The organism is Enterococcus sp. AZ071 (genome assembly GCF_050499065.1).
GTDB classification, from domain to species: Bacteria; Bacillota; Bacilli; order Lactobacillales; family Enterococcaceae; genus Enterococcus_A; species Enterococcus_A ferrettii.
Genome location: NZ_JBIPAS010000002.1, coordinates 161,602 through 186,963, shown reverse-complemented (window position 1 = coordinate 186,963; position 25,362 = coordinate 161,602). Strand labels below are relative to the sequence as shown.

The following is a 25,362-nucleotide window of genomic DNA, read 5'->3' as shown; positions in this document are numbered from 1 at the left end:
TGTTATAGAAATAGGGTAAAAGACGAACATAATTAAGCAAAGGAGTGATATTTTATGTTATCTCAGAAAAATACGATACCAGTGGTAACTGCATCAGATGAGAATTACGCTCCTTACCTGAGCGTGATGCTTGGTTCTTTGCTGGATCATATATCAAAAGAAGTTTCATTGAATATTTATGTAATTGATGATGAAATTTCTGCAGCCAGTAAAGAAAAACTGAAGGAAACAGTTCAAAATAAATCAGACAAGGCGACTATCCAGTACCTAACTGTTGATGGTCAAGTGTATGAAGACTTCTTGGTCAGTGACCATATTACTACGACAGCCTACTACCGAATATCCTTACCTAAAATTTTGAAAAAATACAACTATAAAAAAGTGCTTTACATAGATGCGGATACATTGATTCTAGATGATGTAGCAGAGCTTTACCGACAAAATTTAAAGCAAAAGACCATCGGAGCTGTGATTGATCCAGGGCAAACTAAGGCTTTGGAACGGTTAGGGATTGATTCCAAAGATTATTATTTCAATTCAGGCGTCATGGTAATTGATATCGAACGTTGGAACAATCGTCAGATTACGGAGAAGACGATTGATTTTTTAAGAAATCACGGAGATCGCATCATTTATCACGATCAAGATGCCTTGAACGCCGTCTTATACGAAGACTGGGCACCACTTCACCCTAAATGGAACATGCAGTCGTCACTTATTTTCAACCGTCATCCGGCCCCAAACCCTCTATATAGAATATTGTACAAGGAAGGCAATGAAACACCTGCGATTGTCCACTTTACTGGGCACGATAAACCTTGGAACACATTAGAAGGACACCCTTACCAAGAACAGTATATGGATTTATTAGCAGATAGTATTTTTAAGAAAGCGGTGAAAGCATAATGAGTAAAGAGAGAATTACGATTGTTTCAAGCAGTAATGCAGCCTTTGCACCTCATGTTTCTGCCCTGTTTGTTTCAATCTTAGAAAACTGTAAAAATAAGCAAGCAACCTTTGATTTTTATGTAATTGACGACAACATCGATTACAAGAGCAAACAACTAATGCTGGACACGATGGCAAATTATCAAGCAACCCTTCAATTTTTAAATATCAACAAAAAATATTTCAAAAACGTTGTTGAAAGCGACCGGATTCCACAAACAGCATACTTCAGAATTGCTATTCCTGAATTATTTCGGGGCAAAAAGGTAGACAAGTTGTTATATCTAGACTGTGATATGATTGCAGTAACTGACATTGACGAACTATGGAAAATGGACTTAGGTAACTATACATTAGCAGCAGTTGAAGATGCTGGATTCCATAATCGTTTGGAGCTTATGGGGATAGATACTGATTCTAAGCTGTACTTCAATTCTGGATTAATGCTAATCAATGTAAAAAAATGGTTAGATGAAAATGTTACGATGCGAGTATTGGACTTCATCAAAAACAATCCTGAAAAGCTGAAATTTCATGACCAAGATGCTTTAAACGCAATTCTGCATGATCAGTGGCTGCCTTTGCACCCACAATGGAATGCTCAAAGCTATATTATGCAAAAAGAAGTAACGCATCCTAATCCAACCGGCGAAAAAACGTACGAAGAAACGCGTAAAGCGCCAAGTATTATTCACTTTTCTGGACATGTAAAACCTTGGAGTGATGAATTTACCTCTCCTCTAAAAGGGTACTATTTAAAATATGCTAGAAAGACAGCCTTTTCAAAAAAGCCTCTTTATAAACAAAATGCAGTAACTTATGTTTCCACTACACATTATGGCAAGGTTGCACGATAAACATATTCTGATTATTTGACGGACAGGAACTGCTGCGGCAGGCTGTCAAAATTCAGAGATAAAAGCCTTTCATCAACTAAGATTAATCATGAAAACAACTAAGTAGTGAACCCTTTACAAATAAAAGCATAAGCTTGGCTGTGAGGAGGAGAAATAATGCAAATAGTAGTATCTGATCAAGCAGCGGAAGTATTATTAGATAAAGTTGGCGATACAAAAGCTTTCTTGATTGCTCTAACTAAAGAAATTGAGGAGACATCCATGAGCGATCATTCGTGTGCCAAAGGAAGTCAGTTCCAGATCATCCCTTTATTTACGGAAGGGGAGGTCGAGCTAATACCAATGGAAAACCCAATCTTTACTGTTTATTCTTCCAAAGAAGCTGCACCACTATTAGTTGAAAAAGTTCTGATGGATTTTAATCCACGCTTGAACAGCTTCCAGTTAATGTGTGATAATCAGTATGTCGACAGTAACATCAAATTGAAAAATTACTTTTTTAGTTAAAAGCAAAAGAGCTATGTTCATGCTGGTCATCTAGCGTAAACATAGTTCTTTTGATGACGACAGGCGAGGAGAGCAGATAATGAGACCAATAATTTGGGACGACGCAGCGCAACGTGCCCTTTCAAGTGAAACAACACGAGCAGTTCGCAGTTTGTCCTTAAAAGAAGCTCGGGAGAAGGAACAAGAAATAATTCAGCAAAGTCGCTTGGTCGGTTCCACGATTTATACTAAGATGTTTAGAGCATCCAATCATACGGCTATTGAAAAGGTAGTTCTATTACTGGAACAGTTAGGTGCGCAAATAGAAGAAGGGACTTTGCAGCTTACCGGTCCTTATAAAATTGATCCAGAACTGGCACCACACGACGATTTTTTGAACTTATTGGCAAAGACAATTCAACAAGCCTACCGAGGAAAGCTTCTGGATGATCCCCGAGTTCATCAGCTGCGAATGTATTTGGATCGTCAAAATATCCGATATATCCGAAAAAAATTTGGAATACCAGGCCAAACAGATGAAGATGCGCTAGCAGCCTATGTTCATGCGCCAAAAAAAGCAGGTGGTCTAGGTGGACACGGACTGAGAGCTGAACGTGCAAGGCTTCATAATAAATACCAAACAAATTATTTGGCTGGGAATGAGAACCGCAAAAGGGTTACTCCGGATTTTCACTCTGAATTTATTTTGGATCCTGAGGGACGTTTTGTCAGCCAGTGGAATGTATTGGAAATGGACGAAGCTGGGAAAGTAATAACGGATTTCTTCTATTATAAGGAACGATATCCTACTTATGCAGAATGGCACTATTTTCAACAGCAGATTCTAAATGGGGAGTCCTTTAACTATGCCGATCGCAACGATAATGTTCATCGACGCTTAGATAGTTTGCCGCCAATTCATTTGGATTATCCTTTAAGGAAAAAGTTGGGGAAGGAATGGAATAACCCTCAGGACAAGCTGGAGTATCATTGGCGAGAAGTTGATCGCAATCCAGAACCGTATGCTCATAGAAAGAATATAGGTAAAAAGTGGGGCGTGTTTATCATTTTCTTTTTGCTGGCTAAACTGCTGATTAGAAATATAAATAATTAAAAGATCTCTTAGTAGTTAGTCGCAACTAATCTAAGGGATCTTTTTGTTATACCTAATGGGACAAGAGCCCCATAGATCCCAATATAAAAAAAGTAAAGATATACGTTAGAACCAAAAGTCCCAATAGTAATAATATATATTTTATCAATAAAAAACATTTCAGTATCTTGGCTACATTATTAGCCTTCATTAGTTTCCATTGCTTTACTACCCAAGGGAAACTAAACGCGATAAAACTAAGTAAACCTACTATTAACGAAAAAAACATATGCTGCTCCATAGCCCAAATTGTAAATGAGAGATTTCCACTGGATGCAGCGTAAGACAGGGCACATCACTTTGCTAAATAATCTCTTGATTATTTAGTAGATGGTTCTGCATTTTCAATGAGTAATTTTAGCAGTTTCCTCTAAATGATCAATTCTCTGCATGATATCTTCGGCATTTTTCTTTGCTTGCTCTAATGAGGTCAGCAACTGATCACAAACAGCAATGATATCTTCATCTGGCTCAGGGGTATTCAACACTTCTTTAATAGAAGAAACACGTTTTTGATCCATGGTCAGCAGCAGACGGAGAATAGCTTCTAATGAATAATTGGCTCCTCGTAAGGTGCGAATAATCTTTAATCGCTTTAAGTCTTCCTGATTGTATATGCGATAACGATTTGTCCTTCTCTTAACCATCAATAAGCCATTGAGCTCCCAATTACGTAAAGCATCAACCGTCACCTCTAAATAATCGGCTGCTTCACTGCGAGTTAGAGGAGGCTGCGTATTTTCATCAGCTTCAGGTCTAATTATTCCTTCAACAATTTCAATTGCTTCGTGCGCTTGAGCGATCTCTTGATTGGCTAAGTATTGATAGTCGAGAATCAATTGGCGCGCAAGGTTGAAATCATAAAGCGCAAGAGCTTTAATTACGTCCACCATTTTTCTCCGCAAGCCAGACTGCAGTACTTCGATTTGGAAAGCTACTTGAGCCAAGCGGATCAGCTCTATATGGTACTGAGTGAACATTCGGTAGCCATTAACTGCTCGTTGAGGCTTGGGAATCAATTCCCATTCTTCATATCGTCGAATTGTATTAGGATGAAGACCAACTAACTTGGCAACCTCCGAAGTGTGATAAATCATTCAATTCCTCCTGTAACAAGCTCTTCTTTTACTCTATCAAATAATTTTACAAAAGGCTACCCTACACTAAGCCACCAAGGTTGTTTTTCCAGCTATACTAAGAATTCATTTAGTGATTGGAGGCTAAAATATGACAAATCAGGCAATTATTGTAAAAAATCTCAACAAAAAGTTCGGAGATCAAACAGCAGTGAATCAGCTCAGCTTCACGGTAAAAAAAGGCAGTATTTTTGGTTTGCTAGGACATAATGGAGCAGGGAAATCGACTACGATTGATTGTATTCTAGGTACGAAAAGCTGTCAGGCAGAGGAGATTCTATTGTTAGGAAAGGATCCCCGCAAGCAAAGAAAAGCATTGTTTCAGCGAGTAGGCGTACAGTTTCAGGAGTCCGCTTTTCAAGGACAATTAAAGGTAAAGGAGATTTGTGAAATCACTCATTCCTTATATCAGCAGCCAATTAATTGGGAAAAGGGGCTGCTGGAATTTGGATTAGAAACTAAGAAGAATGCTTTTCTTCAAACCTTATCTGGTGGGGAAAAGCAGAAATTATGTATTCTGCTGGCAGCAATGGGAAATCCAGAAATTATTTTCTTGGATGAGTTGACGACGGGATTGGACCCGATGGCTAGGCGCGAAGTTTGGCGTTATCTTAAGCTTTTACAAGAACGAGGGGTAACGATTTTTTTGACTTCGCATTACATGGATGAGGTAGAAATTCTTTGCGACGAAATTCTAGTAATCAAGGCTGGCCAGGAAATTGAACGCGGAACGGTGGCTGAGGTGGTTGCTCGCAGCGGTCAAAAGAGTATGGATGAAGCATTTATCAAATTAATTGGAGAGGAGCGATAAAATGAAAACTTTTTGGTTATTGTATAAATCTGAAGCGAAGTTATCCATTCGCGAAATGTCCTCAGTAATTTTTGGCGTATGTGTTCCTGTGGGAATTGTAGTGCTAATGGCTTTTATGGAAAATAGCAATGAGGCTCTAAATCGAATCTTTGCCTCGGTATCTACTGTCGGTATCTGTTCTGCAGGTGTTATGGGACTGCCGTTAGCTCTGTCTTCTTATCGAGAACGCAAAATTTTAAAAAGGTATCAGGTAACCCCGATAAGTCCGATTCAACTGCTTTTAGCTCATTTATTTTTTTGCTTTACACTCAGTTTGGTATCGATGCTTTTAATTTTTACCCTGCTTACGGTTGTTTTTAACTTTCATTATCAAGGCAGCTGGGCAGTATTTATTCCAGCATATTTATTAGTGATGCTGGCAGTTCATGCGATTGGTTTGATTATTGCCAGTCTTTCTCCCAGTGAAAAAGCAACAGGTGCAATTAATTCGGCCGTTTTCTTTCCCATGTTTTTTCTTTCAGGTGCCACAGTGCCCTTTGAGATTCTACCCAATGGTTTACAAAAAATTGCAGGTGTCTTGCCTTTAACTCAAGGAATAAAACTACTTAAAGCCATTACTTTTCAGGAGCAGGCACAAATTATGCCCATTGTGGCTTTGTTGATAATAATTACGTTAGCTGGAACAGCAATCGCTGTTCGTTTCTTCAAATGGGAATAAGCAACAGATTGCTATTAGAGCAGGAAAATTTTCCTGCTTTTTTATTTTGCCCAAAAAAGAGAAAATAGAAAAAGAAATTGGATAAAAATGCGTAATTTATATCAGGGTGCTTAACCCTAGGAAAGGAGAAAGAAGAAGTGAAAATTCTTGTACTGACAAACTGTATTTTTAGAGAAAAACTAATAGAGGAGCAGCTTCATTTGCTGGGTAATGAGGTGTTTATCAGTAAAGCACTGTTATCCGACTCACTGACTATGGTACGATTTTTTGACATAATTATTTTAAGCGACACGTTGCCAGTCGACCAACAATTGATTATTGCGAATAAAATGTTAAGCTTCCAGGTTCCAATTATGAAGATGACATCTGAGGAATCATTTGCTCCAACTGAAATTTTCAGAGGAGTACTTAATCCAGATTGTGACCTAGAAGATTTAGGAAACAGTCTTGCTGTTGTATCAAAATTGAAGAAGCCGATGTATCGAGAACGTCCGATAATTCAAGCTGGGAAGAATGAAGAAGAAGTTTTCTATTTACGTTTAAGCAAAAAGGAGAAAAAACTGCTGGATTGCTTAAGAGAAGCTAAAGGAGAAACGGTTTCTAAAAAGGATATTTCGCTGTATTTGTGGAATGGGGAGCCTACAGCATCTCGGATGTGTCATGTTTCAAATCTCATTAAGCATCTTCGTGATAAGTTGGAAAAGTATGAGCCTGATTGGTATAAAATTATAACGGTTTGGGGACAAGGCTACTATCTTAAGGACGCCCATGATTGGGATGAATCTGCAGAAAATAATACACAAGAAAATCTGCAGCAGGCAATTGTCTAATTGATTTAACTTCTGTTTGACTCTGCCCTCAGCTACGCGATATGATGTGATGGAGAGAAAGGGAGGATTTTATGCAAGAGACACAGTTTAAAAAAATGGTTGCGATTGAACCGACTAAGCTATTGCCTGAATGGGACGAGAAGTTGAAGGCATACGCCGAAGAAACGTTCTTCTATGAAGATATTCCAGAGGATGAGGCTGAAATTATTCGCCGAATCGGAGATGCTGATTGTGTTATGTTGAGTTTTACCAGCTTTATTAATCAAGCTGTTTTAGAAGCTTGTCCCAATATTCGCTACATTGGCATGTGCTGCAGTCTATATTCTCCAGAGAGTGCCAATGTTGATATTCTAACTGCTGAGAAAATGGGAATTGTGGTTACGGGGATTCGAGATTATGGTGACGAAGGGGTTCGGGAATATGTCATCAGCGAACTAGTTCGCTTGCTTCAAGGGCGAGGAGAGGCGATGTGGAAAAACGAACCGATGGAATTGACCGGTGTGAAGGTGGGCGTTATCGGTATGGGCACTGTGGGATCACTGGTATCTGAAGCACTCCACTTTTTCGGTGCGGATGTTTCGTATTACAGTCGTACCCGCAAACCTGAATTAGAAGAAAAATTGGCGATGTCTTACTATCCATTGAATGACTTATTAGCTCACGTGGATATCGTCATTACCGCTCTAAATAAAAATGTTGTCTTGCTGCAATCTGAACAATTCAAATTAATGGGCCCCGGCAAGATTCTGATGAATTTGTCAATTGCACCCTCTCATGATGTTGAAGCATTAGCTAACTGGCTCTACTTATCAGGGACCTATGCTTTTAGTGATACAACCAATGGAATTGGGGAGGCAGTTGTGGATCGGCCAAACGTTTTTGCTGGAGACCACAGTGCTGGATTAACCTCGATGGCAAAGGTTCGTTTAGCACAAAAAGTAATTAAGAACGTAGAGACATTTTTAACTAAATAACCAACTAGACCAGGTATCAATGGTAAGATACTTGGTCTTTTATTTATAGTTAAAATCTATAGAAAATCCGTATTTTATCAATAGTTTTCTGCAAAATAAAACTTTGGCGGCAATTCTCAGCATGCTATAATTAAAGAAACGCTTCAAGGAGGGTTAACCATGTTTAATCTTTCGCATGATGACAAACAACGAATTGCTGCACTAATCATTCTAGCCATTTCTTTTTTCTTTCCGTTCCCTTTTCTTGGAATTATTTCTGGTATTTATTTGTTGTGACAAAATTTGCCCGTTGGTTTTAAGATCGGTGCCGTTCTGATTATTTTGGAACAGCTTCTGATTTACATACCAGTTATTGCATATTTGACGATAACAAAGTAGAGGGAATTTAACTATTAGTGAATGATTAATATTATCTATATGTACTTAAAAAGGCTTAATACAGTTTGTTCTAGACTTTACTTAAATTGTTCAATTTTATCTTACATTAAGTTGCTCAAATGAATGGAACCATGAGGTGATTCACCTCATTAATATAACAAGGAGTGAAAAGTATGTTGTTTTTAACAAAGGAAGATATCATCAAAACCTTCACCATGAAGGATGCAGTAGAAGCAGATAAGCAAGCTTTGATGATCTTTTCTAAAGGAGAGACCAATGCGCCGCTGCGGACTAATGTGGATATTCGTGAAGAAAATGGCGTGAGTTCTTATATGCCAGCCTATATTGGTGGGGAACAACCAGCGTTGGGTGTTAAAATAGTATCGACTTATTTGCACAATATCGAACGAGGATTACCTAGTGTAACAGGTACGATGATTGTGATGGACCCTAAAACGGGTATGGTAAATGCTATGGTGGATGGCACTTATTTGACTCAGTTACGCACTGGAGCTGTACAAGGTGTAGCGACAGATATTCTTGCCAGAAAAGATGCTAAAATTGGCGCCTTAATCGGAACGGGTGGTCAGGCTGAGAAGCAATTGGAAGCAATGATGGCTGCACGCCCTTTGGAAGAAGTCCGAATCTTTGATATAGATCAAAATCGGGCAGAAGCTTTTGCTAAGGCTCGTCAAGAAGGTTGTACAGTTCGGTTAATTCCAACAAAAACGAGTCGTGAATGCGTAGAAGGTGCGGATATCATCACAACTGCAACTCCTTCCAATGAACCAACCTTCGAATCTGCTTGGGTTAAGGATGGTGCACACATCAATGGAATCGGCTCCTTCACTCCAAGTATGTTTGAAATTCCTAAAGAATTAATCAAACGAGCAGATCGAGTAATTTTTGATACAACGGAAGGCGTGCTTAATGCAGCAGGAGATTTTATTACTCCGCTGAAAGAAGAGTATATTCCGAAAGAAAAGTATTCGGGTGAATTAGGACAAATCTTGCTAGGCGAGGTAGAAGGACGAACTTCTGATCAAGAAATTACCATCTTCAAATCAGTTGGTACTGCTGTTCTAGATTTAGTAGTAGCGGGGCAGATTGTTGAGAAGGCTCGTGAGAAAGGCTTAGGCACTGAAATTCCTGACTAATAGGGAAGACAAGTTTCCACATGGGAGCTTGTCTTTTTTAGTCATGCTTGTTTACCGCAAAAAAAGAAAAGAAGTTAGCCGTTAATTTAAGCCATAAAAACAACCGTTTTGGACATAACTAACTATATTTTTTCAATTGGGATTAGACTAGGTACAAGAAGAAGTTCAGGAGGAATTGTGATGTTGTTAGGGGTAATAACAGGATGGTCGTTATTTTTGCTAATAGATCGACTTTTATAAAGGTTTACTTTAATTAGTACGTAGTGAATACCTCTATAAACAGCATTAAAAGTTTACCTCAAATAAAAATTCAAAATGAATGATACCTATAAAAGCAAGCTTTCAGAAGAAAAAATGACTGCTGCGACTCAATAATCACTGATGATAAAAACCGTGTTCACTAATTGTTGGTTTTCAATGCACCTATTAATTTTACGGGGATTAGCCCATTATTGGACATAGATGGAAACTTTTTAAATAAAATGGCTAAACCTATGATCGTTTTTCATTAAGGGATATGCTATACTTTTATTAATCGAATAAGAACACTAGGGGTGCTTTTGAAGCTGAGATTATACCCATTGAACCTGAAACAGCTAGTACTGACGCAGGGAATTGTGTAACATTTTTTAGACAGAATTTTATTACACCCGATCATTTTTTTTGTGATCGGGTTTTATTTTGTCATCCTTCACCAGCAGTCTCCTTAGTGCACTTACTTTGAGGAGGGTGCTTTTTTAGATCCAAAATAAGAATATGGAGGGTATAAATGTTTACAGAAATCGCACGTAAAGAGGCAGCATCTTACTGGGAAGGAAGCTTTGTTCATCCCTTTGTTCAAGCAATTGGAGACGGGACTTTATCACCAGAGATTTTTCGTTTCTATTTGTTGCAGGATCGTTATTATTTAGAACACTTCAGCAAACTTTATGAATTAATCGCCGATCAAGCAGACGATCAAGAGGTAATTGCTCTATTGAGAGAGAATGGGGAAAATCTTCGTTTAGGAGAAATTGCGGTTCGGGAAGATTTTTTTGACGAACTTAAAATTACTGACAAAGAAATTGCTGGAACACCAATCGCACCAACGGCTTACCACTATGTTTCTCACATGTATCGTCAGTTGATTGACGGGACGCCTAACGCAGCCTTTGCTGGAATGCTGCCATGTGCTTGGTTGTATCAGGAAATTGGAGTCCGGCTAATTCAATCAGGTTCACCAAATCCATTGTACCAGCGCTGGATTGAAACCTATTCAGGTGAAGAAGCAGCCCAAGGAATATTGAAAGAGCGGGCGGTTTTGGACCGATTGTATGAAGCGAGTGGGAAAGATGAACAACAGCAAATGATTGATGCTTTTGTGATTAGTAGTAAAATGGAATATGATTTTTGGGAAATGGCGATGAATCAAGAAGGATAGACTATTTAAGCAGATAAAACAGATTCCGTTATGTGTCAAGTAGTGTACATAACGGGATCTGTTTGTTTTTTTAATTGTCTAATTTTGATAACTCTTCGTGAACCTCAGCAATCAAATCACTGTTAAGAATACTATCGCGATTATCCTCACCATCATGAAGAAAGATAGATATTTCGAGAGATTCATTCAAATAATTGAGTGCATTTTCTAAAAGCGATCTATCCTTTGTCTGTTGAAAAAGAAAATGTTCTAAGTAAAGTGTTCCTAAAAAACGAGCAGTAATCATTAGTGAACGGTTCTTACTTAAATCTGGTCTGGGCTTTATAAGGCGATATGCATAAGTTACATAATATATCGCTGCTTTAAAATTTTGTTTTCTTCTAAAGTAACTAGCAAAATTTTCAATAGACCAAGCACTCCGAACCGAATTTTTTCCGTATCGTTCAATTGCTGTCTTATAGGAATACTTTAAGTGCTTTTTTGCTTTTTTCAAAAGCTTGTCATTTTTAAACTGATCATATTGATTGAGATAAGTTAAGCCTAAATCATTATGACAAGAGCGCAATTTATAAGAATCATCGGTCAAAAATTCTTCACCTAAAGCTAGATATTTAATTCTTATTGACAAAGATTTGCCAAGACATATACGATCATTAAGATGTTTATGTTTACTGCTATAAATGTCACCTTGCTGCTCATAATTTCTAAAAAGAGCATACTGCCATTCTTTCTTATTTTCAATTAGTCCTTGTTTGATTACTGATTTAATCTGCCTCTCGATTTCTTCTAAAATGGCTAGAGCATCATCAAAATCTCCTCTTTTACTTAAAGAGTTTGCATATTTTTGTTTAATACGAATATACAATAATGGTTTCCTATCACAAATTTGTTCAGCGTTAATCGCTGTTTGTTTACGCAATTCTAACACTTTGGACATTTTACCTCGTACATCATAAATTCCTAAAAAAGTATCATTATAAATGTGTTGGCAGATGACTTTTTCGATCTGATGCTCCATTGAATTATCTGGATAAAATTTCTGCTGCAATTCTAACAGTTCTTCAGTATAGGATTGACATTCTTTAGCAAAAGTATTGAAGTGAATGCAACAGGATAAGTATTGTTTGATTAGTTGATAACGTTCAATAGATGTTTCCTGATATTTAGAAACGATAACCGAAAGAGTGGTGAGGTTTTGAAAAATATTGGTCCGCTCGATACCGTCATGAGGGAAATTCATGTAAGTTATAACATTCTGAATGAAAGGTCTACAGTCAATAGACTGACGAATTTCCTCATCTAAACTTAGAGCACTTTGAACCAAAAAATGACATTTAAATTTTCGGTTGCCGTGTTTTGCTAGTTTATCTTTTTCCATCATTAGCCAACCTTGTTCGTAAAGATTAGTAAATATTGATTTCAGTGGTATTGATTTTAAATCTTCTGTATCCGACATCCATTTGACTAAATCATCTTCAAGAATTGGATTATCTGGCGTCATAGTGAAGTACCCCAACACGCGTCTTTCAAGTACGTCCAAATTACTATTATCAAACAAATTTAAAATGATGTTTCGAAGCTTTCTGTGCGTATATTCATCTTCAACAAGTATTGATGAGTTTAAGATTTCGTCCGGCAAAAAAGCTGCGTGTTTCTGTTGAGTAATAGTTTTTTCCAAATCAGAAATCTGAGATCCACTACGGCGGCCGAGTTTTGCCAATAGTTCTATTAAATACGTATGTGAATCAATCTCTAAAAATATTTTTTTTAGCCTATTTTCCTCTTCTTGAGAGAGTTGCTTGTCAGTAGAAGTCTTAAAATAATGATATTTGAAAAGCTTCAGGCAATCTTCTTCAGATAAGGGAAATAACTCGATGATTTTTCTATGTTTATTTTCATCAAGTATTACACGCGTTGTAGCGAGAACTTTCCAACCAATTTCTATTAATGGTTTTAATCTTTCTAAAGATTTCAGCTGTGATACTTTACTAATATTATCGATGATCAATAATACATAATTATCATAGTGTTTCATTTTGTCAGCAAAATTGTATAAAGCAGTGACCAAATGTTTTGTGAGGCTTTCATCGGTATTAAGATGTTTCACTAGATTAGGCTCTAACTCGTTAAGAAGATCATAAACAATATTCACTGAACTGGTGGGAATACTGATTAAGATGGGTTCTCTTTTAGTTACTTCACATGCATACTTGTAAACAGTGATTGTTTTTCCCAAACCTGCTACAGAATAGATATGAATGGGCTGTGTATGTTCTTCTATCATTTGCTCAATCTCGAGACATTCTTTTTCTCTACCAATAATCACACGTTCTTCCATGAGTTTAGGTGAAAGGTGAGCGGGAAATTTAAGTTTCTCTTTGTCTTTAGGTCGGTAGCAATACCATTGAGAAACCGACTTTTGACGACTAGCAAGTAGTTCTTCACAAAATGGAATGATTCTTTCACAAATATTTTCGTTACGTTCAATATAGGCTACTCCATTAGATTCACTGGTGACACCGACAGCTCGCAATGATTTATTGAAATCCTCTAACCAATTTTTTAGCCCATCATCTAGTTTTATGTCTTCAGCTTTGCAAATTACTTTGATTCTATCTAGCAGGAGTTTTAAAGTTTGTTCTGACGGAATATGTTCACGTCTGCGATAGCTATTTATTGATGATTTTGATACTCCAAATTTTTTGTTGGTAATATCGGTTGTAGCAGGAACTAATAATAAAATATTTGTTGTAATAACCTCTCTGATCTCACGTAACTCTTTTTCAGTTGTTCCCATCAAATCCAACTCCCTCCCTGCCTAAAAGAAAAATGCACTTCTAACTTCTATTTTAAATCAAAAATTAAAAAAACAGAATAACATTTTAAATCTTGGTCAAATTGATTAGTTATAGTCTAATGAGAAAATTAATTGCTAGATAGATCTCAAAAATTAAGCCATATCAGTCTTTTCAGCTATTGGCCAAATTGGTCCTAAAGTTGGTTAAGGTTGGTCGACAATTGATTGTTGGAGGATGATAAAATAAATTAAATTATTGGCAATTTTTATTGTTGTTAAAATGAAGCATGGTAACAAATGGTGGTAAATAGGGTAAAGAACACTCGAATGACCAAATGGTTAAACACTGTTGAAACAAAAATGAAGTACTAAAAAGGAGTTAGAAATGAAAAATACACGAATGATGCGTTATCATGAAAAAAAGTTAATACAAAACAAACGAGGCAAATACTTCTATCAAGTAACCACAGTTGTTACCTTACTTTGTCCGATGGTATTAGGATCAGTAGGGGTACTGGCTGAAGAAACTGTCCCAGCAGCAAAAGCAACTACTGATACAGTAAATTTTGTGGACGGTACGTTGCCAAGTGCAAATCCAAGTTCACTTGAGACATTGGATTCACAAACACTAACGGAATCGGAAGAATCAGAAATGGTGACTGTTCCAGAAAATACTAATTCTGAAAGGGAAGAAATCAATGAGGGCGTTTCAGAAACAGCAACTAGTAAAACGGAAGACTTAAAACCAGTTGAGGAGGTTACTGGAATGCAATCGACTATACAAATTCAAAAAAGCGGATTTGATGACGATGAAGAAACAGAAGAAGCTCCAGTAAAGGCTGGTATGGTGAATATAAATTTACAATGTACCGACAACAAAAACAATGTTTTATCTAGGGAAACAATCCAAGTATCATTGAATGAGTCAAAAATTATTACTGCACCGGAAATAGTGGGATATGCAGTGGCTGATACATTACCCCCTATTGGTGATGATTATTCTATGGTAACAACTAATCATCACGATAAAACGTATACCGTAACTCCCTCTGGAGCAGGAGCAAACAAAACGATTAATCTTCAATTCAGATATCGTAAAATTGTATTAAAGGATTATATTGCTACACTCCATACGAGTGAGATAACCCCCTTTTTAAATTCTGATGGGGAAAACTATAACTTTAATATATATGATGAAGAAGATTGGCATGTAGGCTTTATTACTTGTACATTTCCAGATGAGGATTCCGATGAGTTCTTTTGGTCTGCTTGGGATCTTGATTACGATTATTCTGTAGGAGGAAACGGCGGACGAAGTGGAGAACCACTTGTTTATGAAATAGGCGAAGCAAAATACAACATCACACTAATTGTTGATCAACGGGCTCCGATTACTTATTCGACGATCTCTTTTGCAGTTGAGGGAAATGGACTGTTGTCAGATGCTAATCCAATTGAAAGAAAAACAGGCTACTATTTATCTTACGATGAATTACCTGGGGTTACTCCAGCTGCAGGACATCGGTTTGTTGGATGGCGAAAAGAAAACCAAGAGTGGCTTGCTGGTTACGGAATGGAAATACATCAAGATATAACCTTAACAGCTGTTTTTGAAGCAGGTGAATTAGATTGGTCTAGGTATGATGCTTCTCTTGCAGGTTATGAAGCATATGTTCAATTAAAAGATATTTATGATCATTTCTATTGGTGGGATGACTGGAATGCATGGAATGACATTTATCAAAATTATTTGAGTATTCGAAATCGTACAGATATCTCTCAGAAAGAAATAGATTTTTTATCACAACCTTTAGGGGGAATGCACCTGAATTTTGTTGACCATTACTTTATGTATGGAGAAAAAATACAACATCGTATCAAAGAGATTTTTGATTCACTGCAAGACATTTATCAAGATACAACTAGCTATACTAGTGCCTCCAAACAGTTGTTTGATCAAGAATACTTGAAGACAAAAACACTATTAGAACAAGAAATAAGAGATCATGGTGTCTATGAAAGGGAATTATTCACAGCTTATCAAAGTATGGTGGATGCTCGCAGAAAATTGGTAAGAAATGATGGCACCAAAAACTTATTCAGCATAAATCTGGTTCCTTATCCAGGGCTGTCATTTGACGGAGAGCTTGCACCATTTTCGAATTTTATGATTCAGCATAGTTATTCTGATGGTTCGTATGAAAATCTCTATCTCAATAAAAATGATTACGTCATTACTACTGGAAATGATCAGGATGTAATTACCGAAGAGGGTATTATCTTTAAAGGTGTAGGTCGTCGAGATATTGAAATCACTTATCAAGGGTATAAAACAGGCAGCGGCTATTCAGTTCTTGAAAGAGAAAAACCAGCAGAAGATTTTTCAAAAGCAAAAGAAGCGATGAATCAGTTTAATGGACTGAAGGAAGCCGATTATACACCAGAATCATGGAAGAAGATGCAGCAAATCCTTGCAGATCAAGCAATTGGTGAAACGCCTGTCAATGAATTTTTGCAAGCGATAATTGATGGAACTTATCCAGAGGAAGTTAGTCAATCATGGCTAGACTGGCTGACTGAAACACTACAGACAGCAATGAGTGAACTAGTCAAAAAAGACGACAGTGGTAATAATGGAAATAGCGGTAATAATGGTTCTGGAAACAACAACGGATCAAATAATGGAAACAACTCAGGAGCAGGTAATAATGGCGGAACCAATAACAATGCAGGCAACGCTAACAATAATGGAACAAAAGATAAAGATACTAATTCTGATAACAAAAATACAGATGATGGCGGTCAGAATAATTCAGCACCAAAAAATACTGACAAAGAATCAAATAATGGAAAAGTAAAAACTGTAAATGTAGATAAATACAGTCAGGTTAATACACAAGGAGCAACGGAAACTAAAGGACTTCCTCAGACGGGGGAAGAAGGATCTTTCGTATTAACGTTGATGGGTATTTCAACCCTTGGTGTAGTTTTGACAGGGATGTTTTTGAAGAGTCGGAAGAAATTTGATTAATAGTAAAAATGTGAGCTCTCTTTGGTTTCAAAGAGAGTCCATTTTACTTTTAGTGATTATTAAAAGGAGTGAACGCAGAATGAAAAAGATGTTTAAGTGGATAGTATTTTTGTTGGTATCAATTGTGGCAATTTTTACTCTGTCATCAGAGGTAGAGGCAGCCACCGACGACATGTATCGTCTCTACAATCCAAATAGTGGAGAACATTTCTACACAAAGAATGGTGCAGAACGAGACATGTTAAAAAAAGTTGGCTGGAAAGACGAAGGTATCGGCTGGTATGCACCAACCAAAGGCGATCCAGTGTATCGACTGTACAATCCCAATGCTGGGGATCATCACTATACTTTAAATGGAAATGAAAAAGATATGTTGGTAAAAGTTGGTTGGCGTTACGAAGGTGTGGGCTGGTTCTCAGATACAAGGAAAACAATTAAACTTTATCGTGCCTATAATCCGAATGCAAAAGCAGGTAGCCACAACTATACAGTCAATGGTGCAGAACAAGATATGCTTATACGAGCTGGTTGGAAGGATGAAGGGTTAGCTTGGTATGGGACTCATCGTGGAAGTGGGGATGAAAAGCCTGCCGCAGCTGTGAAGAAAACGGATTTGCAGAATTTGTACAACAAGTACAAAGGTACAGCTAAAGGAACTTATACTTCTGCAACTTGGAATACATTCCAATCTGCTTTAAAAAATGCGAAATCTACAATTGATAATAAAAAGGCAACCCAAAAACAAGTAGACGATGCTAAGTCAGCTTTGCAAAAAGCTTTTAATGGGTTGAAAAAAGAAAGTACACCAGCTCCTTCTGCTAATAAAAAAGATTTACAAACTTTGTATGACAAATACAAAGGAACAGCAAAAGGCAGCTACACAACGGCGACCTGGGATAAATTCAAAGCTGCCTTAAAGAGTGCCAAGTCTGTATTAGACAGTGGCAAAGCAACTCAAGCTCAGGTAGATACAGCTAAAGATGCACTTAAAAATAGTTACACTAGTTTGAAGAAAGAAACTCAACAGTACACTATTACAGTAAAATATGTTGACACTGAGCAAAAAGAGATTAAGAAAGTCGATATTGTTCAAGTGAAGCATGGCGAAAAATATACTGCTATTGCGCCAAAGATTGAAGGATATGAATTACAAAGTGAAGGGACAAAAACTACTGATGCTGTTTTCTCTGATCAAACATTCACATTTACGTTTAAGGAACTGGAGAAAATAGCCTTTACTGGTCGTGCATATTCACTTGACAATCAATTGCTAAAAAATAGTGAAATAGCTGTTTCATTTGATAATCAAGTGATTGAAACCCTTTCAACTGATGATGAAGGTTATTTCTATACTCATTTAATACTGAAGAGAACATATACATTAAACGGAAAAGACTTTGAGACTACTATCATTGCAAATGGTTTAAATGATTTTGCTACCCAAGTTAATAAAGGAAATATCTTTCTGGGTAGAGAACTTGTTAATGATGGAGGAGAATCTTCGTTAAAACCATCTGTTGTTTATCTTACTGACGAGGAATCTTCACTTAGCAAAGTTGATGAAGGGTTTTCGGAGGTAGTTTTTGATGGTGAAGTAGAACTTCAAAAAGATGATGTCTTTGTAACATCACCTTCTGAACAATATCCTAGTGGTGTTGCATTAAAGGTTACAGAAGTAATTTCAACTTCTGGCAAAACTATTTTAAAAACTGAGCAACCTAAGTTAGAGGAGGTTATAGATTCATTAGAAGGGGAAGCGAGTATCCGCCTTGATCAAGCAACATTTATTCCAGCAGAAGGAGTTACTATAGAAAACCCACCACAACAAGCTAAAGCCTTTGGTATTGAAGGGAATATTGAAGAAAATTTAGAAACTCAAATTTCTCTTGGGAAACAAATTAAGAATGGCTCTATTGAAATGGCTGGTTTCATGGATTTCGGTGGAAAAATTGATATCGATGCAGCAGCTGGGTGGGAACTTTCAGGCTTTTACACTAAGTTTGATGTGAAAGCTACATTGTCTCAACGAGTGCATGGGAATATTAATATTAAGGGAAGTTATGATTCTAAAGAAGAACTTCGTTTAGGGGAAATTGTAGTACCTACACCGATCCCAACAGTTACAGTAAATATCCCAGTTTATTTATTGGTAAATGTAGATGGTGAAGCAACTTTAGCATTTGATGCAAGTGTTATCGAATCCGCGGGTATTCGCAAAGCGAAAGAATCAAATGACATACAAGTCTATCCAGAAATGAAAGATATGATAAAAGTCCCAGCACCAAAATTTTCTTTTGAAGGATCATTTGATGCCAAACTTGGTATTCAAGCATCAGTCTCTGCAAACGTCTTACAAATGGATATAGCAAAAATTAATGGGCGAACAGGATTAGGTTATTCTTGTCAGGCGAGTCTATCCAGCGAGTCCGAGACAAACAGCTTTAACCAAAAAATATCTGCTTTTGGATCAGTAGATGCAGAAGTTCCATTTATTGGTTGGGAGCAAGATATATTCCCACAAAAAGAATGGGTGTTGTGGGAAAAGAACATTGAAGAGCCAAAAGGTGAAGGTACGGGCCAAGAAAGTGGTGGAGAAACACCTGGAGGAGAAAATCCGGGTGAGGAAAGTGAAGCTTGGTTGCCACTAACAGCATCAAATTTTCCAGATGAACATTTTAGAAATAATTTACATCCGGGTTTAGACAATTTGATTCGATATAAGTATGATTCAGAAGGTAATTTTATGTATCGAGAAATACAAGCTGATAAAGTTTCTACTTTATACCTTGGTGAAACGCTGACTAGGGATATTACAGGGATAGAAAAATTTAAAAATCTGACACAAATATCCTTTAGGGGAAATTACAATTTGGAGAAAGTTGATTTAACTAAAAACAAAAAATTACAATCTGTTTGGATGAATTGGGGGAGTTTAGAGCAAATTAATTTAAAAGGATTGAACGATGTAAAAGATATCATGTTGCATGAAAATAAACTTAAAACATTGGATGTTGGTAATCTTTCTAACCTTATATCATTAGATTGCTCGAATAACAAATTGGAAAGTTTAAATTATGAAAATTGTCCTGATTTAATGAATATGAATGTAGGTAACAACCAACTTGAATATCTTCCCTTAGAGAAGCTCATTAATTTGAGAACCTTAAATTGTGAAAGGAACAGGATTAAGGAATTGGATTTCACTAAAAATAAAGGATTACCATACACGTACTATCTTGATTGTATTTTCAAGAACAATCCTATTTCAAATATTAGTATTCCTGACGATCTTACTAATATGATTAAAGATGATAATGGGGTTAAGTGGTTGGATTTTAGCAATCTAAATTACAATTTGGAAAATAAAGTCACGGTTTTTGCAACAGATAGAGCCGAGACATTTGAATGGGATGGGTCAAGATATTGTTTAACGGAATATTAGGAAGGCTGTCACGGTTAGCGAAGGATTTAAAAATATATTGAGGAGTAAAACTCATGAAAAAAATGAAAATAAGCTTAAAAGCGATTGTATTTTTGTTGGTATCAATTGTAGCAATCTTTACTCTGTCATCAGAAGTAGAGGCTGCCACTGATGACATGTATCGTCTCTACAATCCAAATAGTGGAGAACATTTCTACACAAAGAATGGTGCAGAACGAGACATGTTAAAAAAAGTTGGCTGGAAAGACGAGGGTATCGGCTGGTATGCCCCAACTAAGGGAGATCCAGTCTATCGTTTGTACAATCTCAACGCCGGAGATCACCACTATACTTTAAACGATAATGAAAAAGATATGTTGGTAAAAGTTGGTTGGCGTTACGAAGGTGTGGGCTGGTTCTCAGATACAAGGAAAACAATTAAACTTTATCGTGCCTATAATCCGAATGCAAAAGCAGGTAGCCACAACTATACAGTCAATGGTGCCGAACAAGATATGCTTATACGAGCTGGTTGGAAGGATGAAGGGTTAGCTTGGTATGGGACTCATCGTGGAAGTGGGGATGAAAAGCCTGCCGCAGCTGTGAAGAAAACGGATTTGCAGAATTTGTACAACAAGTACAAAGGTACAGCTAAAGGAACTTATACTTCTGCAACTTGGAATACATTCCAATCTGCTTTAAAAAATGCGAAATCTACAATTGATAATAAAAAGGCAACCCAAAAACAAGTAGACGATGCTAAGTCAGCTTTGCAAAAGGCGTTTTGCAGTTTGAAAGAGACTGCTAAACCAGAAACACAAAAATTTACTGTTACAGTAAAATACGTAGATACTGAAAATAGAGAAATTCAAAAATCTTTGGTTACTCAAGTGGAGAAAGGAAACAGCTATACGGCTGCTGCACCAGAAATAGAAGAATATTTTGTACTTGAAAGTGCAAGTCAAACCATTAGCAATGTGAACAAAAATAGCACGATAATTTTTGTTTATGAGAAACAGTATATTCCGATTCCGAATTATGAGATTACTATCAAATATCAAGATCTTGATGGCAATGACATTCAGAATATAACAACTGAATTTCCTAAAGAAGGAAGCAATTTTACTGCTACAGCCCCTAACATTGACGGATATGATATTACTGGAGATAGACAACTAGTTATTTCCAATGTAAAACAGAATCAAACAATAGTATTTAGATACACTGAAAATTATTTGTCTTATTCTCTTGAAGGTGATGTTGCGACAGTAACAGGTTTTACAGCTGGAAGTAAACACTCTGAAGTGATTATTCCAAGTAAAACAGAAAGAGATGGACGTACGTATTCGGTTGAACATGTGGGAAACGATGCCTTTAATGAAATTGAATTGGACAAAGTAGTTTTTTCTGAAGGACTCGTTTCGATTGGTGATAGAGCCTTTCGAGCATGTAGAAATTTGAGGTCTGTTAAATTTCCGGCTAGTCTGGAAACAATCGGCGAATGGTCATTTACGGATGACTATATAAGTGAAGTCACTATTCCAGAGGGGGTTATTTCTATAGGAGATGGAGCCTTCGATTATAATTCAATAACCTCCCTTGAGCTGCCCGATACTGTTACTAGTATGGGAGAATTTGCTTTTGGAAAGAATCTGATTACTGAACTAAAAATACCTAAAGATATCAAAGTAATTGAGCAAGGAGCATTCTATGCGAACTCAATAGCAAAACTTGAACTGCCGGAAGGATTGCTATCTATAGAAGATGGGGCCTTTTCAGATAACTATCTGGAAGAGATTTCTCTTCCAAGCACTTTAACGTTCTTAGGGGATCAAGCATTTACTGAAAATAAACTAAATGCGCTAACTATCCCTGATAAGATTGAGACTGTAGGGTGGCATGCATTTAGTGATAATTTGTTAACAGAGGTTGTCCTTTCAAGTCAGCTAACGAGTATTGGTGATTACGCATTTGAAAACAATCAATTAACGACTGTTAAAATACCTGGAAAGGTTACTTCTATCGGTCAATATGCCTTTAGTCAAAATAAACTAGAAACAGTGCTGTTTTCACCAAGTGTTAGCTTTATTGGCTATGGAGCATTTGAAAAGAATCATTTATCGGAGGTATCTATCCCAAATCCTTTAGTGGAAGTGAACTTTAATAGTTTTGATGAGAATGTTTTAGTAAAGATTGGCAATTAGTAATCTGATTAATCATACTATAGTTAATAGAATCAACTATAACTCTACTATGAAGGCTCGCTAAGTATATATACTTTAGTTTTACAGAAACTTTTTTCATCTTTTTGACACATTCCTTTTAACATGTTATGATTCTTGGCGAAAGAGGGAACATCGGATGATATACGATTATTATTTTAGATTTACAAGAAAATCAGCTCTTAACAAATGGATACGATGAAGCATTGTTAGGGGCATACAATAAAGGTTGAGACTTCATCGAAAATGCCCGGAGTAGGCAGGTTTATTTGTCTTGCTTAGGTGTTTTCGATTTGGAAAAAGACGTTGTAGCTGCAGACAATTGCTGTTGTCTGCGGTTTTTTTGTTTAAAATCGCTGATGTTTACCTATACTAGAATGAAACAGTAAATAAGGAGATAGAAAAGTTATGATGAATTTAGTAGATATTACCCAACAGTTTGGCGACAAGCTGCTGTATGAAAAAATTAATGCACAGATTAATAAAGGCGAGCATGTTGGCCTAATTGGGCGGAATGGTGCTGGGAAAAGTACCTTGATCAAGATTATTACGGGTGAAATTTTGCCAGATGAAGGACAAATTGTTGTTTCGCCTAAATTTCATGTCGGCTATTTAGACCAATATGTTAATGTGGATGAAACGTTAACGATTCAAGAATTTCTGCAAACGGCTTTCGCCGAGGATATTGCTAAGGAAGCAGAAATTATCAAGTTGTACGAAGACTATGCCACTGATATGAATGATAAGCTGTTGGAACGTGCCGGCAAGCTGCAAAATGAACTAGACCAGGGCGAGTTTTATCAAATGAATACCTTGATTGATGAATTGGCAACCGGACTTGGAATTAACATTCTTGGTATGGATAGTCGCTTGAAAAACTTGAGTGGTGGTCAGCGTTCGAAAATTCTTTTGGCTAAATTGTTGCTAGAAAAACCAGATCTGTTGATACTGGATGAACCGACGAACCATTTGGATGATGATCATGTGCAATGGTTGACGGACTTCTTGAAGGATTTTCCGGGAACGTTCTTGGTTGTTTCTCACGATCAAGATTTCTTAAACGCTGTAACTACGCATATTATGGATATAGAGTTTGGTCAGTTGACGAAATATACCGGGAATTTGGAAAAAGCATCGAAGCAAAAGGAATTGCGGGCGGAGACGTACATGCGTCAATATGAAGCACAGCAAACCCATATCAAGAAAACGGAAGAATATATTCGGAAATACAAAGCAGGTTCTCGTTCAACTATGGCGAAAAGCCGTGAAAAGCAATTGGCGAAGGTAGAACGTCTAACACCACCATCGGACGCACCAACTCCTAATATCGTATTTGAACCAGTACCATTAGTGACGACCTTGGCTTTAGAAACTGATGAATTGTTAGTCGGTTATGAGAAACCATTATTAGCACCATTACAATTAACCATCCGTTATGGCGAAAAAGTTGCTTTGCGTGGTTTTAATGGCATTGGTAAATCAACATTGATCAAAACGTTGATCGGTGAGATTCCAGCGTTGGGCGGCAGCTTCCATTTTCCTAACCATACGAAAATCAATTATTTTTCTCAGGAATTAGCTTGGGAAAATCCTTTGGAAACTCCTTTCCAATATTTGAGCAATCGTTATCCAAAGGCCAATAACAAAGAACTGCGTCGTCAGTTATCTCGTTCAGGCTTAAGCAGCCAACTAGCTCAACAAAGCTTGAAAACCCTTAGTGGTGGGGAACAAACCAAAGTAAAGCTGGCTGATATGACGATGATTAAGAGTAATTTTTTAATTCTCGATGAACCAACAAACCACATAGATCAGGCAACCAAAGAAAATCTACAGCTGGCTTTAGAAAAATTCCCAGGCACTGTGGTAGTTGTTTCCCACGAAAATGGTTTTTACGAAGATTTTGTTGATCGCGTAATTGTTTTAGGTGAAGAATAGCATATGAAATGGAAGGACGGTCATTATTACTTGATCGTCCTTTTTGATTTGAAGTCAAAAAAGAACATTTACTTTCTATGATTTATCCGTCAGAATGAAACCGAGGTGAGGAATATGGCAATTTATTTGGAAATGCCGGAGCTAGACAAAGATTTTCCTTTTCGAACATTGATCAATGATGGCAATATTTTAACCACGCCTCATTGGCACCGTGAGGTTGAATTAATTTATGTAACCAAAGGAACGATTTCTTTGGGAATTGATGATATCCCTTACAAATTATCAGAAGGGGAGATTGCTTTTATTAGTGGTGGATTGATTCACTACGTTTTAGCCTCACCAGGCAGTGAACGATTGGTTTATCAGTTTGATCTTTCTTATTTTGCATCGTTAAATAAAGAAAATCTTGATTTGCAGAAATTGTTTTCCGAATTAGTTCCAGTTAGTCTTTATTGGAAACAACAGCAGGAAGAGATTATTCGACAATTGTTGAAGTCGGTTCAATTAGAAATGGACACTCAGCAGACTGGGTATCAATTTGTAGTGAAGGCAGCCATTTTTCAGCTGATCAGCTTGTTGATTCGTGATATTCCAAAACAAACCAAACAATCGAAGAAGATGAACAAACTGGCTACGAAGGATGTTCTGGAAAAGCTGGACAAAATTTTTCGTTATGTTGAAGACTATTACCAAGAAGATATCACCTTGCGAAACATTGCAGATGTTTCCGGCTATAGTACATTTTACTTTACCAAATTCTTTAAGCGAAATACTGGGAAAACCTTTTTGACCTTTTTAAATGACTATCGAATTGATAAAGCTAAGTGGCTGTTGATCAACAGTGATTATTCTGTTTCAGAAATTATTACTCGGACTGGTTTTGAAAGTGACAAAACTTTTTACCGGCTATTTAAAAAATCAATGGACATTGCTCCTTTGGAATATCGTAATCGAATGAAGATTGACTAAGGCAATTACCGAGAAAGGTAGTTGCCTTTCGACAATTTTTGAGAATAAATGAACAAAATTAGGGGAATGAAAATAAATTTTGCTGACTATAATAAAAGTATAGAGAGTTTTGAAAACGG

Annotated in this window: 17 protein-coding genes and 1 riboswitch; of the genes, 15 read left to right on the top strand and 2 right to left on the bottom strand. The window is 36.9% G+C overall.

Going from position 1 to position 25,362, the window contains the following annotated elements:
- The first annotated feature begins 54 nt into the window (after positions 1-54).
- The 4 genes from IGI49_RS19475 to IGI49_RS19460 all read left to right on the top strand — a co-directional run bounded on the left by IGI49_RS19475 (position 55) and on the right by IGI49_RS19460 (position 3,405).
- Positions 55-906, top strand: coding sequence for a glycosyltransferase family 8 protein (locus tag IGI49_RS19475; RefSeq protein ID WP_429965910.1), 852 nt, complete (start codon positions 55-57; stop codon positions 904-906).
- Positions 906-1,805 carry a glycosyltransferase family 8 protein gene (locus tag IGI49_RS19470; RefSeq protein ID WP_429965911.1) on the top strand — a complete coding sequence of 300 codons (900 nt, stop codon included), beginning with the start codon at positions 906-908 and terminating at the stop codon, positions 1,803-1,805. Before IGI49_RS19475 ends, IGI49_RS19470 begins: the two co-directional genes overlap by 1 nt.
- A gap of 156 nt (positions 1,806-1,961) precedes the next feature.
- Complete coding sequence (locus IGI49_RS19465) at positions 1,962-2,312, top strand: iron-sulfur cluster biosynthesis family protein (RefSeq protein WP_429965912.1); 351 nt, start codon at positions 1,962-1,964, stop codon at positions 2,310-2,312.
- Positions 2,313-2,391: 79 nt separating this feature from the next.
- Positions 2,392-3,405: a DUF3114 domain-containing protein gene (locus tag IGI49_RS19460; RefSeq protein ID WP_429965913.1), complete on the top strand. Its 1,014-nt coding sequence runs from the start codon at positions 2,392-2,394 to the stop codon at positions 3,403-3,405.
- 383 nt (positions 3,406-3,788) lie between these two features.
- On the opposite strand, the gene IGI49_RS19455 is transcribed toward IGI49_RS19460, so the two are convergent.
- Positions 3,789-4,541, bottom strand: coding sequence for a MerR family transcriptional regulator (locus tag IGI49_RS19455; RefSeq protein WP_429965914.1), 753 nt, complete (start codon positions 4,539-4,541; stop codon positions 3,789-3,791).
- 130 nt (positions 4,542-4,671) lie between these two features.
- Here IGI49_RS19455 and IGI49_RS19450 point away from each other — a divergent pair, with 130 nt between their 5' ends.
- The 6 genes from IGI49_RS19450 (at position 4,672) to tenA (ending at position 10,868) form a co-directional block, all read left to right on the top strand.
- Positions 4,672-5,391: an ABC transporter ATP-binding protein gene (locus tag IGI49_RS19450; protein WP_429965915.1), complete on the top strand. Its 720-nt coding sequence runs from the start codon at positions 4,672-4,674 to the stop codon at positions 5,389-5,391.
- Between the two features lies 1 nt (position 5,392).
- A complete protein-coding gene (locus IGI49_RS19445; RefSeq protein WP_429965916.1) occupies positions 5,393-6,109 on the top strand; it encodes an ABC transporter permease in 717 nt (238 codons plus the stop codon).
- Between the two features lie 137 nt (positions 6,110-6,246).
- A complete protein-coding gene (locus tag IGI49_RS19440) occupies positions 6,247-6,939 on the top strand; it encodes a winged helix-turn-helix domain-containing protein (protein WP_429965917.1) in 693 nt (230 codons plus the stop codon).
- 71 nt (positions 6,940-7,010) lie between these two features.
- Positions 7,011-7,913 (top strand): NAD(P)-dependent oxidoreductase, encoded by a 903-nt coding sequence (locus IGI49_RS19435; protein WP_429965918.1) that lies wholly within the window; start codon positions 7,011-7,013, stop codon positions 7,911-7,913.
- 551 nt (positions 7,914-8,464) lie between these two features.
- Positions 8,465-9,448: an ornithine cyclodeaminase family protein gene (locus IGI49_RS19430; RefSeq protein ID WP_207701765.1), complete on the top strand. Its 984-nt coding sequence runs from the start codon at positions 8,465-8,467 to the stop codon at positions 9,446-9,448.
- 540 nt (positions 9,449-9,988) lie between these two features.
- A riboswitch (TPP riboswitch) is annotated at positions 9,989-10,079 on the top strand.
- 138 nt (positions 10,080-10,217) lie between these two features.
- Entirely contained in the window at positions 10,218-10,868 is a 651-nt protein-coding gene (gene tenA / locus IGI49_RS19425; RefSeq protein ID WP_429965919.1) for a thiaminase II, read from the top strand.
- A gap of 70 nt (positions 10,869-10,938) precedes the next feature.
- On the opposite strand, the gene IGI49_RS19420 is transcribed toward tenA, so the two are convergent.
- Positions 10,939-13,665 (bottom strand): NB-ARC domain-containing protein, encoded by a 2,727-nt coding sequence (locus tag IGI49_RS19420; protein ID WP_429965920.1) that lies wholly within the window; start codon positions 13,663-13,665, stop codon positions 10,939-10,941.
- A gap of 385 nt (positions 13,666-14,050) precedes the next feature.
- On the opposite strand from IGI49_RS19420, the gene IGI49_RS19415 reads away from it, so the two are divergent.
- From IGI49_RS19415 to IGI49_RS19395, 5 genes are all read left to right on the top strand, one after another.
- Positions 14,051-16,696, top strand: a complete 2,646-nt coding sequence (locus tag IGI49_RS19415) for an LPXTG cell wall anchor domain-containing protein (RefSeq protein WP_429965921.1) — start codon at positions 14,051-14,053, stop codon at positions 16,694-16,696.
- 79 nt (positions 16,697-16,775) lie between these two features.
- A complete protein-coding gene (locus IGI49_RS19410) occupies positions 16,776-20,138 on the top strand; it encodes a MucBP domain-containing protein (protein ID WP_429965923.1) in 3,363 nt (1,120 codons plus the stop codon).
- A gap of 53 nt (positions 20,139-20,191) precedes the next feature.
- A complete protein-coding gene (locus IGI49_RS19405; protein WP_429965924.1) occupies positions 20,192-22,321 on the top strand; it encodes a leucine-rich repeat protein in 2,130 nt (709 codons plus the stop codon).
- Positions 22,322-22,747: 426 nt separating this feature from the next.
- The gene (locus IGI49_RS19400) at positions 22,748-24,274 is read left to right on the top strand and encodes an ABC-F family ATP-binding cassette domain-containing protein (RefSeq protein ID WP_429965926.1); all 1,527 of its coding nucleotides are present in this window, start codon (positions 22,748-22,750) and stop codon (positions 24,272-24,274) included.
- Positions 24,275-24,388: 114 nt separating this feature from the next.
- On the top strand, positions 24,389-25,243 hold the full coding sequence (locus IGI49_RS19395; RefSeq protein WP_429965927.1) for an AraC family transcriptional regulator: 855 nt from the start codon (positions 24,389-24,391) through the stop codon (positions 25,241-25,243).
- Positions 25,244-25,362 lie beyond the last annotated feature (119 nt).

Bases quoted from the DNA above. Each gene is read 5' to 3' on its own strand.
- IGI49_RS19475 (WP_429965910.1), top strand. From the start codon at position 55: ATGTTATCTCAGAAAAATACGATACCAGTGGTAACTGCATCAGATGAG.
- IGI49_RS19470 (WP_429965911.1), top strand. From the start codon at position 906: ATGAGTAAAGAGAGAATTACGATTGTTTCAAGCAGTAATGCAGCCTTT.
- IGI49_RS19465 (WP_429965912.1), top strand. From the start codon at position 1,962: ATGCAAATAGTAGTATCTGATCAAGCAGCGGAAGTATTATTAGATAAA.
- IGI49_RS19460 (WP_429965913.1), top strand. From the start codon at position 2,392: ATGAGACCAATAATTTGGGACGACGCAGCGCAACGTGCCCTTTCAAGT.
- IGI49_RS19455 (WP_429965914.1), bottom strand. From the start codon at position 4,541: ATGATTTATCACACTTCGGAGGTTGCCAAGTTAGTTGGTCTTCATCCT.
- IGI49_RS19450 (WP_429965915.1), top strand. From the start codon at position 4,672: ATGACAAATCAGGCAATTATTGTAAAAAATCTCAACAAAAAGTTCGGA.
- IGI49_RS19445 (WP_429965916.1), top strand. From the start codon at position 5,393: ATGAAAACTTTTTGGTTATTGTATAAATCTGAAGCGAAGTTATCCATT.
- IGI49_RS19435 (WP_429965918.1), top strand. From the start codon at position 7,011: ATGCAAGAGACACAGTTTAAAAAAATGGTTGCGATTGAACCGACTAAG.
- IGI49_RS19430 (WP_207701765.1), top strand. From the start codon at position 8,465: ATGTTGTTTTTAACAAAGGAAGATATCATCAAAACCTTCACCATGAAG.
- tenA (WP_429965919.1), top strand. From the start codon at position 10,218: ATGTTTACAGAAATCGCACGTAAAGAGGCAGCATCTTACTGGGAAGGA.
- IGI49_RS19420 (WP_429965920.1), bottom strand. From the start codon at position 13,665: ATGGGAACAACTGAAAAAGAGTTACGTGAGATCAGAGAGGTTATTACA.
- IGI49_RS19415 (WP_429965921.1), top strand. From the start codon at position 14,051: ATGAAAAATACACGAATGATGCGTTATCATGAAAAAAAGTTAATACAA.
- IGI49_RS19410 (WP_429965923.1), top strand. From the start codon at position 16,776: ATGAAAAAGATGTTTAAGTGGATAGTATTTTTGTTGGTATCAATTGTG.
- IGI49_RS19405 (WP_429965924.1), top strand. From the start codon at position 20,192: ATGAAAAAAATGAAAATAAGCTTAAAAGCGATTGTATTTTTGTTGGTA.
- IGI49_RS19400 (WP_429965926.1), top strand. From the start codon at position 22,748: ATGATGAATTTAGTAGATATTACCCAACAGTTTGGCGACAAGCTGCTG.
- IGI49_RS19395 (WP_429965927.1), top strand. From the start codon at position 24,389: ATGGCAATTTATTTGGAAATGCCGGAGCTAGACAAAGATTTTCCTTTT.